This is a genomic window from Blautia sp. HA9023 (assembly GCF_056504095.1).
In genome coordinates this window covers 339,647-353,383 of record NZ_JBWLUR010000008.1, presented here as the reverse complement: position 1 = coordinate 353,383, position 13,737 = coordinate 339,647, and the positions used below count along the sequence as shown (strand labels likewise).

Genomic DNA, 13,737 nt, shown 5'->3' with positions numbered 1-13,737 from the left:
TTTCAGACACTCTCTTTACTTGTTGTGATGCATTATACCGTAATTTTCACTATATTTCAAGAGTTTATCTGCATTTTTTATGTCATTTTCAATAAATATTTTTTTAACAAACAGGCCTTTTCAATATTTTCGGATTTTATGCGGATCATCCGGTATCTACGCTTTTCTTTTTCTGAACCATGAGATCAGGTACAGAATGACACCAAAAGTTATCAAAAAAGGTGCAACAGCTACCAAAACTGTTGTCAAAAGTATCACGATCACTACAGCAACTGCGATCACAATTGCTTTTCCATACCAGGTACTGAGATCCAGTTTGTAACTTCTTGTCCTGCCGGTCGTACTTCCGGCACTGCTGTCTGCATAATCATCTGCTCCATAACTTTCTTCTGTATACCCGGACTCATCATAAACCTCTGTTCCGTCATCGGTATCAATAAGAGTCCTTGCGATCAGCCTTGGATCGCCAAGTTCTGCAAGTACCTCCTCCTCGCTCCGTCCATTATGGACCTGAGACTGGATATAATCCTCATAATAACGCACATGTGCCGCAGCTTTTCCCTGTGACATCTGACCGGACAGCTGACTTCTCAAAATCTCCAGAAATTCTCTTCTGCTCATATATATGATCAAACCTCTCTTTTATTTTCCCCATTATATCATGACTGGCAAAATCAAATCAGAAACAAACCATAAAATTTTTATTAAAAAAGTCCGGATGTTTCAGCGGCAAAAGCCGCAAACTCCGGACTTTTTATAAATTCAGCAGATCTTCCGATATTTATCACAAGTTACTCAACGTGAACGGCTCCAGTGCTTCTGATATTCATAGGATAAACATTCTCACGTCCTACATACTGTGCCATATACTCCACATATTCCTCTGCATTCTCAATTGGAAGGACACACATGATAACACCTGCAAAACCACCGCCATGAACTCTGCAGATACCTGCTCCGATCTTATTCAGGAACAGCTTGGTAAGCGCCAGGCTGAGTGTGATCTTCTGTTCCTTACAGTTCTGCAGGGAATAACAGTTCTGCAGCCACTCCCAGGAAGAATTGCCAGACTCCTCAAGGAGACGAAGGAATCCCTCACCATCTTTATTCTCAACAGCCTTCACTGCATCTGCAACACGTCTGTTCTCTTCATAAAAATGCATCGCACGAAGAACCGCACGGTCATTCGGGATATCTTTAACATGAGCAAGAAGATTCTCCATATTGGACTCGCAAAGAAGCTCCACACCCATAGCCTTTGCAGCCTCTCGCATCTCCATAGGAATAGAAGAATACTCCTCACTGAGATCTGCATGACCCTTTCCGGTATTTACGATCACAAGTCTGCATCCCATATCCTCAAAGGAAAAGGCGATCTTCTCGCAGCTGATATTCTCCTTATCAGAGAAATCCAGCAGAATCGGGCCGCCGGCAGCGCATTGCCATCTGATCCATCAGACCGGAAGCTTTTTTCCAGTAAACATTCTCCGCATACTGGCCGGCCCTCGCATACTCGCCGTACTCCAGTTTTCCTTCGTTGAAGAAGTAGTTGGTAATTGCGCATACCAGCATCTCAAAAGATGCAGAAGAGCTTACACCGGCAGCTGCAATAACCTTTGTGGAAACATAAGCATCAAAACCACCTGTCGCATAGCCTTTCTTCTTCATATATTCCATGATACCTGCGACAAGAGCATCGGTACCTTTTGTATAAGTTTCTGTGCTGAGTTTGTCAAGGTCTACAACTACTTCCTGTCTGTAACCTTCACTGATCATATGGATCACATTAGTTCCGTTTGGATAAGCTGCACCGATAGTATCCAGATCAATACTTGCGGCAATGATCTGTCCGCCGTTATGGTCAACATGGTTGCCAATGATCTCTGTACGTCCCGGAGCAGTAAAAAACTCAGCCTTGTCGTGATGATATTTCTTCTCGAAATTCACTGCAAGGTTTGTATAACGAGCACTGCTCTCCTCTGTCTCACCATAGATTTTTTTCAGCACTTCTGCTGCTGGAATTTTGATTGTTCCCATTTTCGTATCCTCCTGTTTTTCATGTTGATCCGGGCTTTTTCTGGTATTGTTCTTCCTGCTGCACGGTTTTCGTATATCCGGCCGCCGCCAGAGCCTTCGCCCCTGATTTCCGGTGATCTGTCCCGTCACGTTTTCTGTACCTTTATTATAACAGCCCTGTCACTTCTGTCCATAAAGATTTTGTGTAAAAACCGTATTATTTTGTGGTCTGCAAGATACTGGCTTTCTTTTTCCCTTTCTGTTAAAATATACCCCGACAGATCTCGTTATCCCAACGGGGGACTGACCGGATCCCGGCATTTTTATGAAAGGAGGCCACATCTATGCAGATCATCACAAATAACGCGGGAAAAGAACTGAAGAAGCACGGTGACAGCGCTTTTCCGTTTCTGGTAAGCTACGAACGGCTTTCCGGTTACGAAACCGGCTCCTTTCTCTGGCACTGGCATCCGGAGATCGAACTTACTTATATCCATAAAGGCGAAATGCTTTATAAAGTCAATCAGAACACCTTTCACCTGAAAGAGGGGCAGGTGCTTTTCGGCAATGCCAACGCCCTTCACGCCGGTTACATGTACCATAATCAGGACTGTCAGTATATCCCTGTCACCTTTGATCCCAAACTGATCTATGGTTTCCCCGGAAGTATCCTCTTCCAGAAATACACAGAACCGATCCTGCGGAGTTTTTCTCTCTCTGCAGTTCCTCTGGATCTTTCCATGAAATGGCATCAGGATGCCGTGGAAGATATCCGGCAGATCATTGCCCTTGACAGCCAGCGAAAACCGATGTATGAATTTGAGATCATTGCCCGACTGCAGCACTTCTGGAAGCTTCTGTGCGCCAACACACTGTCCCAGGCTTCCGCCCCTTCCGGACAGGATGAAGAAAATTACCGCCGCATCCGCCGCATCATGTCCTATATTGCAGAACACTATTCCGAAAAGATCCAGCTGGAGGATATTGCGGAACTCATCCACCTGAGCCCCAGCGAGTGCAGCCGGCTTTTCAAAAAGTGTATGAATATTACTCTTTTCGGATACATTCAGGAATATCGCATTGAACGCAGCCTGGAATACCTGGAAGATTCTTCCTGTTCCATAACGGAAGCCGGATTACTGTCCGGTTTTTCGGACTCTAATTATTACACCAAAGTATTTACAAAGATCAAAGGATGTACTCCAAGACAATACAGAAAAAAACAGCTGCGCTGATCCCCGCTCGCCTTCACAAAGCACAAAAAAGATGCTGCTTTTATACCATATCCGTCAAAGCAGCATCTTTTTCCAGTTCTTATATCATTCTGTATATCTCTTTGGCAACGCCATCCTCTTCATTACTGTCCGTTATATGGTACGCAGCCTCTTTCAGATGTTCCGTTGCATTCTTCATTGCGATCCCATACTTTACAGACCGGATCATATCCAGGTCATTGTCCGCATCTCCAAACGCCATCGCTTCTTCCGGGGAAATCTCCAGAAGTTTCAGAAGCTTCAGCAGTGTTTTTCCTTTACCGGCCTCCGCATTTCCGATCTCAAGAAGATGGGAAACGGATGAAGTCACATAAACTCCCGGAATCTTTTCCCGGACTTCCTTTTTCACGGTGTCTAAAGCCTGTGGATCTCCACATACAAAATCAAAACTGTCCACATGTTCTCTGTTTTCTTTCACAAATTTCCGGATGTTTTCCACAGGATGGCGCGTTTTTTTCACATAACCGATGCCAAACGCGGTGGCTCCGTATCTGGCGGGATCTTTCACATGATCGGATGCTGTATACGGAATTCCCTTCACGAACACTTCAATTGTCATATTCTCAGGCATGGAAATCTCAAGAAGCGCATCTACTGCTTCTGCCGGAACCAGACTTTCATAGATCCTGGTCCCTCCGGAAACCGAATACACGGCAGCGCCATTGGAAGTGATCACATATTCCACTCCCGGAAGTGCCATCACTTCCACGGGAACAGCCTCCAGGGCACGCCCGGTGGACGGAACAAAATATATCCCTGCTTCTCTGGCCTTCTCCAGTGCCTTACCTGTTTCCTCTGATATCGACTTGTCATTTCGTAGAAGAGTTCCATCCAGATCGCTTGCGATCAGTTTCACAGCCATAAATCAAAACAGCTCTTTCATAGTTGGATAAAGTTTACGGAATTTCTGATATTTCTCTTCATATTTCGCAACCAGTTCCGGATCCGGTTCTACAGTATCTACAACTTTTACCATTTTTTTGCAGATGGTTTCCACATCCGGATATGCCCCGCATCCTACGGCCGCCAGCATTGCGCCACCCATGGACGGGCCTTCCTCGTTCTCAGGTACATCCACTTTCAGATCCATTACATTGGCAATGATCTTTTTCCAGAGAGGACTCTTGGCTCCGCCGCCACAGATCTTGGTCCGTTCAATGTTGATACCAAGGCTTCTCGCTACCTCAAGGGAATCACGAAGGCCAAATGCAACACCTTCCAGAACCGCCTGTGTCATATCTGCTCTTGTGGTATCCATGGACATTCCGAAGAATACGCCTCTTGCATCCGGGTTGTTATGCGGAGATCTTTCTCCCATGAGGTATGGAAGGAAGAATACCTGATTCTCGCCAAGCTTCTGGATCGGTGCCTGTTCTGCCACGAAATCCTTCGTCTTGAGGATCTCCTCAGACCACCATTTGTTACAGGAAGCAGCGCTTAACATGCATCCCATAAGATGATAACTTCCATCTGCATGATCAAAAGAATGAAGGGCATTATTCTCATCCACACCGAACTCTTTGCTGGAAATAAAGATCGTGCCGGATGTTCCAAGGGAAATATTACACTGTCCGTCACCAACAGTTCCTGTTCCGACAGCAGCTGCTGCATTGTCGCCCGCACCAGCTACGACTTTCACATCTTCAGAGAAACCAAGCTCTTTTGCCACTTCCGGTTTCAGAGTGCCAACTACCTGCCAACTTTCATACAGCTTCGGAAGCTGTTCCTCTGTGATATGGCAGATCTCAAGCATTTCTTTTGACCAGCAGCGGTTTTTCACATCCAGAAGAAGCATACCGGAAGCATCCGATACATCTGTGCAGAAAGATCCGCTTAAACGATATGCAAGATAATCTTTTGGAAGCATGATCTTTACAACTTTTTTGAAATTCTCAGGCTCATTTTTCTGCATCCAGAGGATCTTCGGTGCAGTAAATCCTGCAAAAGCGATGTTTGCAGTGTACTGGGAAAGTTTATCTTTTCCGATCACAGTATTCAGATATTCTGTTTCCTCACCGGTACGGCCGTCGTTCCAGAGGATCGCCGGGCGGATCACGTTGTCGTCTTTGTCCAGAGTTACCAGACCATGCATCTGACCGCCAAAACCGATTCCAGCTACTTCCCTGCGGTCAATTCCCTCTGTAAGCTCTTTGATTCCTTCCATACTCTCCGTGAACCAGTCTTCCGGATTCTGCTCAGACCAGCCCGGATGTGGAAAAAACAGTGGATATTCTTTGGATACGATGTTGCAGATCTTTCCGGATTCTTCCATAAGAAGAAGTTTTACAGCTGAAGTTCCAAGATCAACGCCAATATAATACATAGTAATTTTTCCTCCTGTAAATACAGAAACCGCGACTCTCAGTTCGCAGCGTCTGCACGCCTGAGAGTTCGCGGTTTCCGAATTATAGTCAAGCGGATATTCGCAATCCACTTCGCTACTTGATTTGGTTAATTTTATGTCTTACTGAATTATTTCCATGGATTCTCTGTAGGATATCTTACACCTGCCGGCTGATTATAACCGATTTCCTCAACCGGTACACCAATATATTTGAATACTTCGAAGAGAGCTTTTCCATGATGTCCGAATGCTACTGCGCCGTGATGCGGGAAGCCTCCCTCGATCAGCACGTGACGGTAGAAACGTCCCATCTCCGGAATTGCAAATACTCCGATTGCTCCAAAGGAACGTGTTGCAACAGGAAGAACCTCTCCATGTGCGATATAAGCACGAAGCTTGTTATCCGCAGTGCTCTGCAGACGATAGAATGTGATATCTCCTGGTTTGATATCTCCCTCAAGTGTTCCGTTTGTAACCTCGATCGGAAGAGATCTTGCCATGATCATCTGATATTTCATCTCACAGAAAGCAAGCTTGCTGGATGCGGTATTTCCACAGTGGAATCCCATGAAAGTATCCTGAAGTGTATAGTCAAATTTTCCTTCGATGGACTCTTTGTACATATCCTTCGGTACGGAGTTGTTGATATCAAGGAGTGTAACAATATCATCACTTACAACCTGTCCGATGAACTCACTTAAGGTTCCGTAGATATCAACCTCACAGGATACCGGAATGCCCTGTGCTGTCAGGCGGCTATTTACATAACATGGAACAAATCCGAACTGTGTCTGGAATGCCGGCCAGCATTTTCCTGTCAGTGTTACATATTTACGATATCCTTTGTGATCTCTTACCCAGTCTTTCAGAGTCAGTTCATACTGTGCAAGTTTCGGAAGGATCTCCGGTTTCTTGTTTCCTGCACCAAGCTCTTCTTCCATCTCTTTTACGATCTCAGGGATTCTCTCATCCCCTGCATGATTATTGAACGCCTCAAAAAGATCCAGTTCAGAGTTCTCTTCAATCTCAACTCCAAGATTATAAAGCTGTTTGATCGGTGCGTTGCATGCAAGGAAGTTTGTAGGACGTGGTCCGAAGCTAATGATCTTCAGGTTGCTTAATCCCTCGATAGCTCTTGCGATCGGAAGGAAATCGTGGATCATATCTGCACAGTCCTCTGCATCACCTACCGGATACTCCGGAATATATGCTTTTACGTTACGAAGCTGCAGGTTGTAGCTTGCGTTCAGCATACCGCAGTAAGCATCTCCACGTCCCTGGCAAAGATTATCCTGTGTTTCCTCTGCTGCTGCGATGAACATCTTCGGTCCTTCGAAATGTTTTGCAAGAAGTGTCTCGGAAATCTCCGGTCCGAAGTTTCCAAGATATACGCAAAGTGCATTACATCCTGCTTTTTTGATATCTTCAAGAGCCTGGACCATATGGATCTCACTCTCTACGATACAGACCGGACACTCATAGATATCTTTTGCATCGTATTTCTTTGTGTAAGCATCTACAAGAGCTTTTCTTCTGTTTACGGAAAGGCTTTCCGGGAAACAATCTCTGCTGACTGCAACGATTCCGACTTTAACTTCTGGCATGTTGTTCATAATCTTCATTCTCCTTTTTTATATCCGGCAGATCTCCACCGGCAATATCATTGAGCATTTTTATATCGGGCAGATATTTTCAATCCATATCCGCTGCACTGCATTTTCCTGAGGGATCTTCAGTCGATGGTGATATTCTCACCTTTCAGGCCATTGAACGCACCCTCGATCTTCGCATCTTCATGAGCGATGAGCCATTTATTCTTGGCTGTCATCAGACCGTCCTCGCCGTCTTTTGGCATCGGGAAATCAATCTCTGTGTTGGTTCCTCTTGGAAGAACAACTACACACTGAAATCCACTCTCATTTACATGACATGGTGCATAATGAAGCGTTGTGGCGTAAACTTCGATCCCGGTTCCTGCCGGTACAAGAAATGCCTCGATCTTAGAGGTATCATATGTAAAATCCGGTTCCACATCCTGCTGATGTCCGATAAGAAGCACCAGATCTGTCACTGCCACATTGATCTCGGAATTTCGGTGATACTCTACAGCATTCAGTTTTTTGTTATGACCGTTGCAGTATCCGATCTCGACAGGTAAGCCTCCAAAAGCTCTGTTTCTGAGATCCTTCTCCACCTCAAGAGCTTCCAGTTCCTCCACAGACGGAACATATACCACATCTTCCGGAACCGGTGTGTGTTTCATTTCTTTCAGAAGCGCACTGAAATTGTATCCTTCCAGAACTTTTCCATATTTACGGAAAGCCGGATCTGTTACTTTCTGAATTTTCACGTTTTTAGCCTCCTTATAGAGTTACTGTTTCGTTTTGAACTGAAAAAAGCATACCATATCGTGGTATGCTTTTCGCCGTTTTTCTTGTCTCATTCATAGCACTTTTTTGACATTTTAATGGATCTGACGTTCCACCTTTCCGGGCAGGATCCCATAGCGCTTTACAAATTCCTTGGAAAAAGCCCTGCTGCTTGCAAATCCATTATCAAGCGCAATGGAACTGATCGTATGATCTGTATTGAGAAGTTCCTTATAAGCGTATGCCATGCGGATATCCTGCAAATATGTCTTAAAATTGACCTTCGCATACTTACGGAACATTCTTGACAGATATGCATCTGAATATCCGAACATGGAAGCAAGTCCGGAAAGTCTGAGATCTTCTTTGTAGTGTTCCCGCATGTAAGTGGTTATTTTTGACAAAGCATCCAGTCTCCGGCTGGTTTTCAGCTCACTTTCCTCCACCTGCGTTTCCCTGTATGTAGAAACCATAAGATAAAGAATTTCATAGAATACTGCCCTGGTGCGGAATTCATAGCCTGTTTCCCGCGACATATATACCCGGTACAATTCCTGGATCAGGGAAACCATCTTCCGGTCAGTCTCTGACGGATCTGCTGCTTCCGTTTGTCCCATTGTCCCAAAATTTAAACGGATATTCCCGCTGTGATTTCTTTCGTGCCCATAACCATACTCATTCCGCCCTGCGTCTGCCCTGCGAAACCGGATAAATCTCTGAGCTGTAAAATAATCTTCAAATTGCTTCAATGGGATCTGAAGTACGATTGTCTCATTACGAAACGGTGCCTGGATAGAATGTACCTCATTGGAATTGATGATCAGAAATTCTCCTGCCTTCAGCGGATATTCCACCTCATCAATATAGAAAGAAAGACTCCCCTCCATTACCGTAAAAATCTCTATGGACGTGTGCCAGTGTTTTTCTCTGACATAATTTCCGTTTCTGCCTTCAAAAAGAAAAAGTTTAAACGGAAGTCCCTCATTGGGAATGATCAGTTCATGCTGAAACTCCATACCCATCCCCCTTTTCTTTTTTTCGTTGAGCTGTCTGTACATGGCGGACAAGGCTTCCGTAAAAAGCTGCCAGGATCTGCTGGAATAAAGTACCGATCATAACGGGGAACAGTACTTCCGCCGGAAAATACGCCCCCGCGATCACTGCTCCCGCACTGATGTTACGCATACCGGAACCATAGATCATGGAAACTGTGGACTGCTTATTCTGCTTTGTAAAAATAGCAATAAGCCAGCCGATCGCATATCCGCCAGCTGCCAATACAAGAATCGTCACTGCCACTTCCAGTCTTTCTCCATTCAGGTGTTTCATATATGGTGAAACCTTGGATGAATTGGAAGTCACCACAAAGATCAGACACATTTTTGAAAAAGGTGCCAGTTTTTTCGGCCAGGTCTCCATGACTTTTCCATGGCTGACTTCATTGAGGCACATGGCAAGTACCGCCGGAAGTGCGATCATAAATACCAGTTCCTTCATCATACCCATCGTATCCATTTTCACACTGGAGCCTACCAGGATTTTCAATGCAGCAGGTATGAGAAAAGGTGCCAGTATCGTGTCGATAACCACCAGCGAAAGAGAAAGGGGACTGTTACCATTATAAATCGATACCCACATCAGACTGATCACAGCCGTCGGCACGGAAAACTCCAGCACCATTCCTGTGATATAATTGGCATTTCCGGGGAACAGCAGATGTCCGATCCCGCAGGCAATCACAGGTACCAGCACATGAAGGACAAAAAGCATCAGGATCAGAGGAAGCGGTCGTTTAAACACATCCGCAACATCCCGAAACCTGGATTTCAACGCTCCGATAAAAGTCATAAACGCAAACGCATACGTTACATACGGAACACCATGCTTCGCAATATCCGGAAAGAGTACTCCCATAAGGAGACACACCGGTGTCACAAAAGCCATCCATTTCTCTATAAAACTGTTAAATTTTTCCAGCATACTACACCTCTTTACCTTTTACGCTTTCTTTGATTTCTTTCAGTGTAGCATAAATTCATTACAACGCAAGAAAAATATAAATTTATAAATACTGGACATGTAGAACAGATATGGTACAATAAAAAAAAATTTTGTTACCGGTAGTTTTACGACATAAGTTAGGAGTACAACATTCATGAAAAAACAAAACCGATACCTTTGCATTTATTCTTTTTCTATCACTTTTCTGCTGATGCTGATTTTATTCTGGCATTATGGATACGCACCTTTCGGTGGAAATTCCATGGCTTCCCACGATGCCAGTGTCCAATATCTGGATTTCTATTCCTATTTCAAGGATGTTCTCTCGGGAAAAAACAATATCACCTACACCTTCAGCAAAACTCTGGGCGGCAATAATATCGGCGTTTTCAGTTACTATCTGACCTCTCCGTTCATGCTGCTCTGTGTATTTTTCAAAAAGACACAGCTTCATGCTTTTTTTGATGTACTTGTAATGCTGAAGCTTTCCACAGCTTCCTTTACTTTTTGCTGGTTTCTGACCGGCCGTTTTCACAAACATTTTTCCGCCGGCAATACTTCCATAAAAAATTTTTCCATGGTAATTCTTTCTGTCAGTTACGGTCTCTGTCAGTATTCTATTGCACAAAGCTGTAATCTGATGTGGCTGGATGGCGTTTATATGCTTCCACTGATCCTTCTTGGCGTATACCATATGGTCTGCGAAAAAACAGCATGGAAACTGGCAGTTCCAGTGGCCCTGTCCATTCTTTTCAACTGGTACACCGGAGGTATCAACTGCCTCTTCTCCGGGATCTGGCTTTTTCTGGAACTATGCCTTTATGCAACATCCCTGCCGTTTTCCAAAAAAGTATTGAAAAGCTGTCTAAAGTCCATATTGTACTATATATTTTCCATGTTTTCCGGTGTTCTGTGCAGCTGTATTCTCTTTCTGCCTACAATATCTGCCATGCGCAATTCCAACCGCGGACAACTGGATCTTTACTGCCTTAAAAATTTCAGTTTTACCGGAAATATCCTTACCGCGTTATCCAATTATGTTTTTGGCTCCACAAGCGTTTATGGCTGCGTCTCCCTTTTCTGCGGAACTTTTGCCATCCTCGGTCTGATCGCTCTGTTTCTGTCGAAAAAAATATCCCGAAAACAGAAACTGATCTTTGGATGTTTTACTTTTCTTTCCATCCTTCTGATCTACTGGTTTCCTTTTTATACTGTCTTTTCACTGTTTAAAAATGTCAGCAGTTACTGGTACCGCTATTCTTATATAAATATTTTCGGCATTCTCTTTGTGGCCGCTGTTTTCTACCTTACAGTCCTGGAACAGGAAAATACCTGTATTCTGGTAAAAAGCAGTCTTATTTTTGCACTTTTGATGTTTTTACTTCGCTGCAGGCTTACAGACAGAAAATCACTTCAGGAAACCGTACTCATCATACTGGCGGCTTTACTTACCGGAGTTGTTTTTTCTTTGCTTCTGCTATCCTGCAGACAGCGGCACAGACTTTACAAGCAGCTCTCATTTCTTGCGGCTGTGGCTCTTTTTCTGGGTCAGACCGCTTATAATACCCAGCTCCTGATGAACACTTATCACGTTTCCGATGATGCAAAGTACCGTTCTTATTCCATGAATACCCGAAACCTCATTGATACTATCCGAAAAAAAGATTCCGGAATTTACCGGATTTCCCAGACAACCTCCCGAAAAATGCTGAAAAGCCTTACCACTGCCAATTATGATGAAGCTTTTGGATTCAATTACCGTTCTATCGCAGGTTATACTTCTTCCCCGGATGACAACCAACGAGATTTTCTGGAGCATCTGGGTTATCGCAAATGTGGAGAAAACATGAACATTACCAATGCTTCCATCATTGGTGCGGATTCTCTTCTTAGCGTAAAATATATTTTATCCCCTTATCGGATCAACGGACTGCAGAAAATTTCTTCCATAAAAAGCAAAGGTAGAAAAAAGGCATATAGGAATCCCTATGCGCTTCCTTTTGCCCTGATCTATCCAGATCACCATCCTGATCTTACAGAGAAAAAAACAAATACAGACCCGGAAAATCCGTTTGAATATCAGAATTATCTTTACAGCATTTTATACGGACAGGATATCTCCATCTACGAACCTCTTCATTACAGAAGAACTTCCATAGGCAATTCCCAAAAAGGTACTCCTCAGATCTACTCTGTTGATCTGAAACAGGGGAATTATGCTTTCTATGGAAACATTCCCTGGGATACTGTTATGGACCGGGCCATGCTCACTGTAAACAAAACCTATACCACCCGGTATTCCTGGTGGCTTGCTCCCTCTTTGTTTTACATTCCTTCCAGGCAAAATGCGCGGACTGCATCCGTATCCATCAAGTCTGCTGAAGGTTACAGCATCCACCCTGATGGTGAACAGTTTTACGGTCTGAATCTGGATACCCTTTCCCGTATTACCCGCAAAATTTCTTCCGGTCAGCCAGATAAACTCTCTGTAAAAAATGGCTATATCCGCGCCGTATGTCATAATGTTACGGACGATCACCATTCCCTGTATCTTTCTGTTCCCTATGACCGGGGATGGCAGATTTACATAAACGGAAAAAAGACCTCTTATAATCTCATTGATAACTGCCTGTACTCTCTTCCACTGAAAAAGGGAGACAATACCATCGAAATGAGGTATGTATGTCCTATGCTTCGTGTTGGAGCTGTAATTTCCATTTTGGGAATTCTATTGACAATTACCATGACTTTGATAGAAAATAAGAAACGGAGGTTAGAAAAATGATTTCTTTGATTATACCATGTTTTAACGAAGAAGAATCCCTTCCGCTTTTTTACCCGGAAGCGACTTCTGTTCTTCAGAAAATGAACTGCGATTATGAACTTATTTTTGTGAATGACGGTTCCAGAGACAGAACCCTTGCGATTTTAAAAGAACTTTCAGAAAAAGATCCTCATGTGATCTATCTTTCTTTTTCCAGAAACTTCGGAAAGGAAGCAGCCATGTATGCAGGCTTCTGCAATGCCCGTGGTGATTACGTTGCGGTCATGGACGCTGACCTGCAGGATCCGCCATCGCTCCTTCCGGAAATGCTGGAGAAACTGGAATCCGGAGAATATGACAGCGTTGCCACCAGGCGTGTCAGCCGCGATGGCGAACCACCCATTCGAAGTTTTTTTGCCCGGAAATTCTATCAGCTTATTAACAAGATCTCTGATGCGGATATCGTGGACGGTGCCAGAGATTTCCGTCTGATGAAGCGCAGTATGGTAGATGCCATCGTCTCCATGAGCGAATATAACCGTTTTTCCAAGGGAATCTTCGGATGGATCGGTTTCAAAACCCTCTGGCTCCCGTACAAAAATATCGAACGTGTTGCCGGCGAGACCAAATGGAATTTCTGGAAGCTGTTTAAATATGCCATCAGTGGGATCATTAATTTCTCACAGGCACCGCTGACCATTGCTTCCTGGTTCGGAACCAGCATGACTGGTGTTTCCTTCCTGGCTCTGATCGTTATCGTACTGCGTAAGCTGATATTTGATGATCCGGTTGACGGATGGGCCTCCATCATCTGCGTGATCATTTTCATCGGCGGACTGCAGCTTTTCTGTCTTGGCATTATGGGACAGTACATAGCAAAAACCTATATGGAAGTTAAAAACCGTCCACATTACATCATTGCAGAGTCCAATAAAAAGGACTTTTCTCCTATACGCTGATCTTTGGATC

General features: G+C 44.2%; 12 protein-coding genes. 3 read left to right on the top strand and 9 right to left on the bottom strand.

What is annotated here, in order from left to right; translation table 11 throughout:
* Window positions 1–156: 156 nt before the first annotated feature.
* The 3 genes from AC04Q6_RS11700 to AC04Q6_RS11690 all read right to left on the bottom strand — a co-directional run bounded on the left by AC04Q6_RS11700 (window position 157) and on the right by AC04Q6_RS11690 (window position 2,037).
* A complete protein-coding gene (locus tag AC04Q6_RS11700) occupies window positions 157–621 on the bottom strand; it encodes a DUF1700 domain-containing protein (protein ID WP_021976762.1) in 465 nt (154 codons plus the stop codon).
* A gap of 170 nt (window positions 622–791) precedes the next feature.
* A complete protein-coding gene (locus tag AC04Q6_RS11695; RefSeq protein ID WP_476389691.1) occupies window positions 792–1,355 on the bottom strand; it encodes a hypothetical protein in 564 nt (187 codons plus the stop codon).
* Between the two features lie 46 nt (window positions 1,356–1,401).
* On the bottom strand, window positions 1,402–2,037 hold the full coding sequence (locus AC04Q6_RS11690) for a galactokinase family protein (protein ID WP_476389690.1): 636 nt from the start codon (window positions 2,035–2,037) through the stop codon (window positions 1,402–1,404).
* 323 nt (window positions 2,038–2,360) lie between these two features.
* Here AC04Q6_RS11690 and AC04Q6_RS11685 point away from each other — a divergent pair, with 323 nt between their 5' ends.
* Window positions 2,361–3,251 (top strand): AraC family transcriptional regulator, encoded by an 891-nt coding sequence (locus AC04Q6_RS11685; RefSeq protein ID WP_118062036.1) that lies wholly within the window; start codon window positions 2,361–2,363, stop codon window positions 3,249–3,251.
* Between the two features lie 79 nt (window positions 3,252–3,330).
* On the opposite strand, the gene AC04Q6_RS11680 is transcribed toward AC04Q6_RS11685, so the two are convergent.
* From AC04Q6_RS11680 to AC04Q6_RS11655, 6 genes are all read right to left on the bottom strand, one after another.
* Entirely contained in the window at window positions 3,331–4,152 is an 822-nt protein-coding gene (locus tag AC04Q6_RS11680; RefSeq protein ID WP_021976765.1) for a Cof-type HAD-IIB family hydrolase, read from the bottom strand.
* A gap of 3 nt (window positions 4,153–4,155) precedes the next feature.
* Window positions 4,156–5,613 carry a xylulokinase gene (xylB, locus tag AC04Q6_RS11675; RefSeq protein ID WP_021976766.1) on the bottom strand — a complete coding sequence of 486 codons (1,458 nt, stop codon included), beginning with the start codon at window positions 5,611–5,613 and terminating at the stop codon, window positions 4,156–4,158.
* A 149-nt stretch (window positions 5,614–5,762) separates the two neighbouring features.
* Window positions 5,763–7,247 carry an L-fucose/L-arabinose isomerase family protein gene (locus AC04Q6_RS11670; protein WP_118062038.1) on the bottom strand — a complete coding sequence of 495 codons (1,485 nt, stop codon included), beginning with the start codon at window positions 7,245–7,247 and terminating at the stop codon, window positions 5,763–5,765.
* Between the two features lie 119 nt (window positions 7,248–7,366).
* Complete coding sequence (locus tag AC04Q6_RS11665) at window positions 7,367–7,984, bottom strand: DUF4867 family protein (RefSeq protein ID WP_021976768.1); 618 nt, start codon at window positions 7,982–7,984, stop codon at window positions 7,367–7,369.
* Between the two features lie 114 nt (window positions 7,985–8,098).
* Window positions 8,099–9,019: an AraC family transcriptional regulator gene (locus AC04Q6_RS11660; protein WP_021976769.1), complete on the bottom strand. Its 921-nt coding sequence runs from the start codon at window positions 9,017–9,019 to the stop codon at window positions 8,099–8,101.
* Window positions 9,003–9,983, bottom strand: a complete 981-nt coding sequence (locus tag AC04Q6_RS11655) for a bile acid:sodium symporter family protein (RefSeq protein ID WP_021976770.1) — start codon at window positions 9,981–9,983, stop codon at window positions 9,003–9,005. Before AC04Q6_RS11655 ends, AC04Q6_RS11660 begins: the two co-directional genes overlap by 17 nt.
* Window positions 9,984–10,158: 175 nt before the next feature.
* On the opposite strand from AC04Q6_RS11655, the gene AC04Q6_RS11650 reads away from it, so the two are divergent.
* Together AC04Q6_RS11650 and AC04Q6_RS11645 are read left to right on the top strand one after the other, a co-directional pair.
* Window positions 10,159–12,789 (top strand): YfhO family protein, encoded by a 2,631-nt coding sequence (locus tag AC04Q6_RS11650; protein WP_118071001.1) that lies wholly within the window; start codon window positions 10,159–10,161, stop codon window positions 12,787–12,789.
* Window positions 12,786–13,727, top strand: coding sequence for a glycosyltransferase family 2 protein (locus tag AC04Q6_RS11645; protein WP_021976772.1), 942 nt, complete (start codon window positions 12,786–12,788; stop codon window positions 13,725–13,727). Before AC04Q6_RS11650 ends, AC04Q6_RS11645 begins: the two co-directional genes overlap by 4 nt.
* Window positions 13,728–13,737: the final 10 nt, after the last annotated feature.

Excerpts from the sequence above, each read along its gene's own strand:
- AC04Q6_RS11700 (WP_021976762.1), bottom strand. The coding sequence starts at position 621 with ATGAGCAGAAGAGAATTTCTGGAGATTTTGAGAAGTCAGCTGTCCGGT.
- AC04Q6_RS11695 (WP_476389691.1), bottom strand. The coding sequence starts at position 1,355 with ATGGGATGCAGACTTGTGATCGTAAATACCGGAAAGGGTCATGCAGAT.
- AC04Q6_RS11690 (WP_476389690.1), bottom strand. The coding sequence starts at position 2,037 with ATGGGAACAATCAAAATTCCAGCAGCAGAAGTGCTGAAAAAAATCTAT.
- AC04Q6_RS11685 (WP_118062036.1), top strand. The coding sequence starts at position 2,361 with ATGCAGATCATCACAAATAACGCGGGAAAAGAACTGAAGAAGCACGGT.
- AC04Q6_RS11680 (WP_021976765.1), bottom strand. The coding sequence starts at position 4,152 with ATGGCTGTGAAACTGATCGCAAGCGATCTGGATGGAACTCTTCTACGA.
- xylB (WP_021976766.1), bottom strand. The coding sequence starts at position 5,613 with ATGTATTATATTGGCGTTGATCTTGGAACTTCAGCTGTAAAACTTCTT.
- AC04Q6_RS11670 (WP_118062038.1), bottom strand. The coding sequence starts at position 7,247 with ATGAACAACATGCCAGAAGTTAAAGTCGGAATCGTTGCAGTCAGCAGA.
- AC04Q6_RS11660 (WP_021976769.1), bottom strand. The coding sequence starts at position 9,019 with ATGGAGTTTCAGCATGAACTGATCATTCCCAATGAGGGACTTCCGTTT.
- AC04Q6_RS11655 (WP_021976770.1), bottom strand. The coding sequence starts at position 9,983 with ATGCTGGAAAAATTTAACAGTTTTATAGAGAAATGGATGGCTTTTGTG.
- AC04Q6_RS11650 (WP_118071001.1), top strand. The coding sequence starts at position 10,159 with ATGAAAAAACAAAACCGATACCTTTGCATTTATTCTTTTTCTATCACT.
- AC04Q6_RS11645 (WP_021976772.1), top strand. The coding sequence starts at position 12,786 with ATGATTTCTTTGATTATACCATGTTTTAACGAAGAAGAATCCCTTCCG.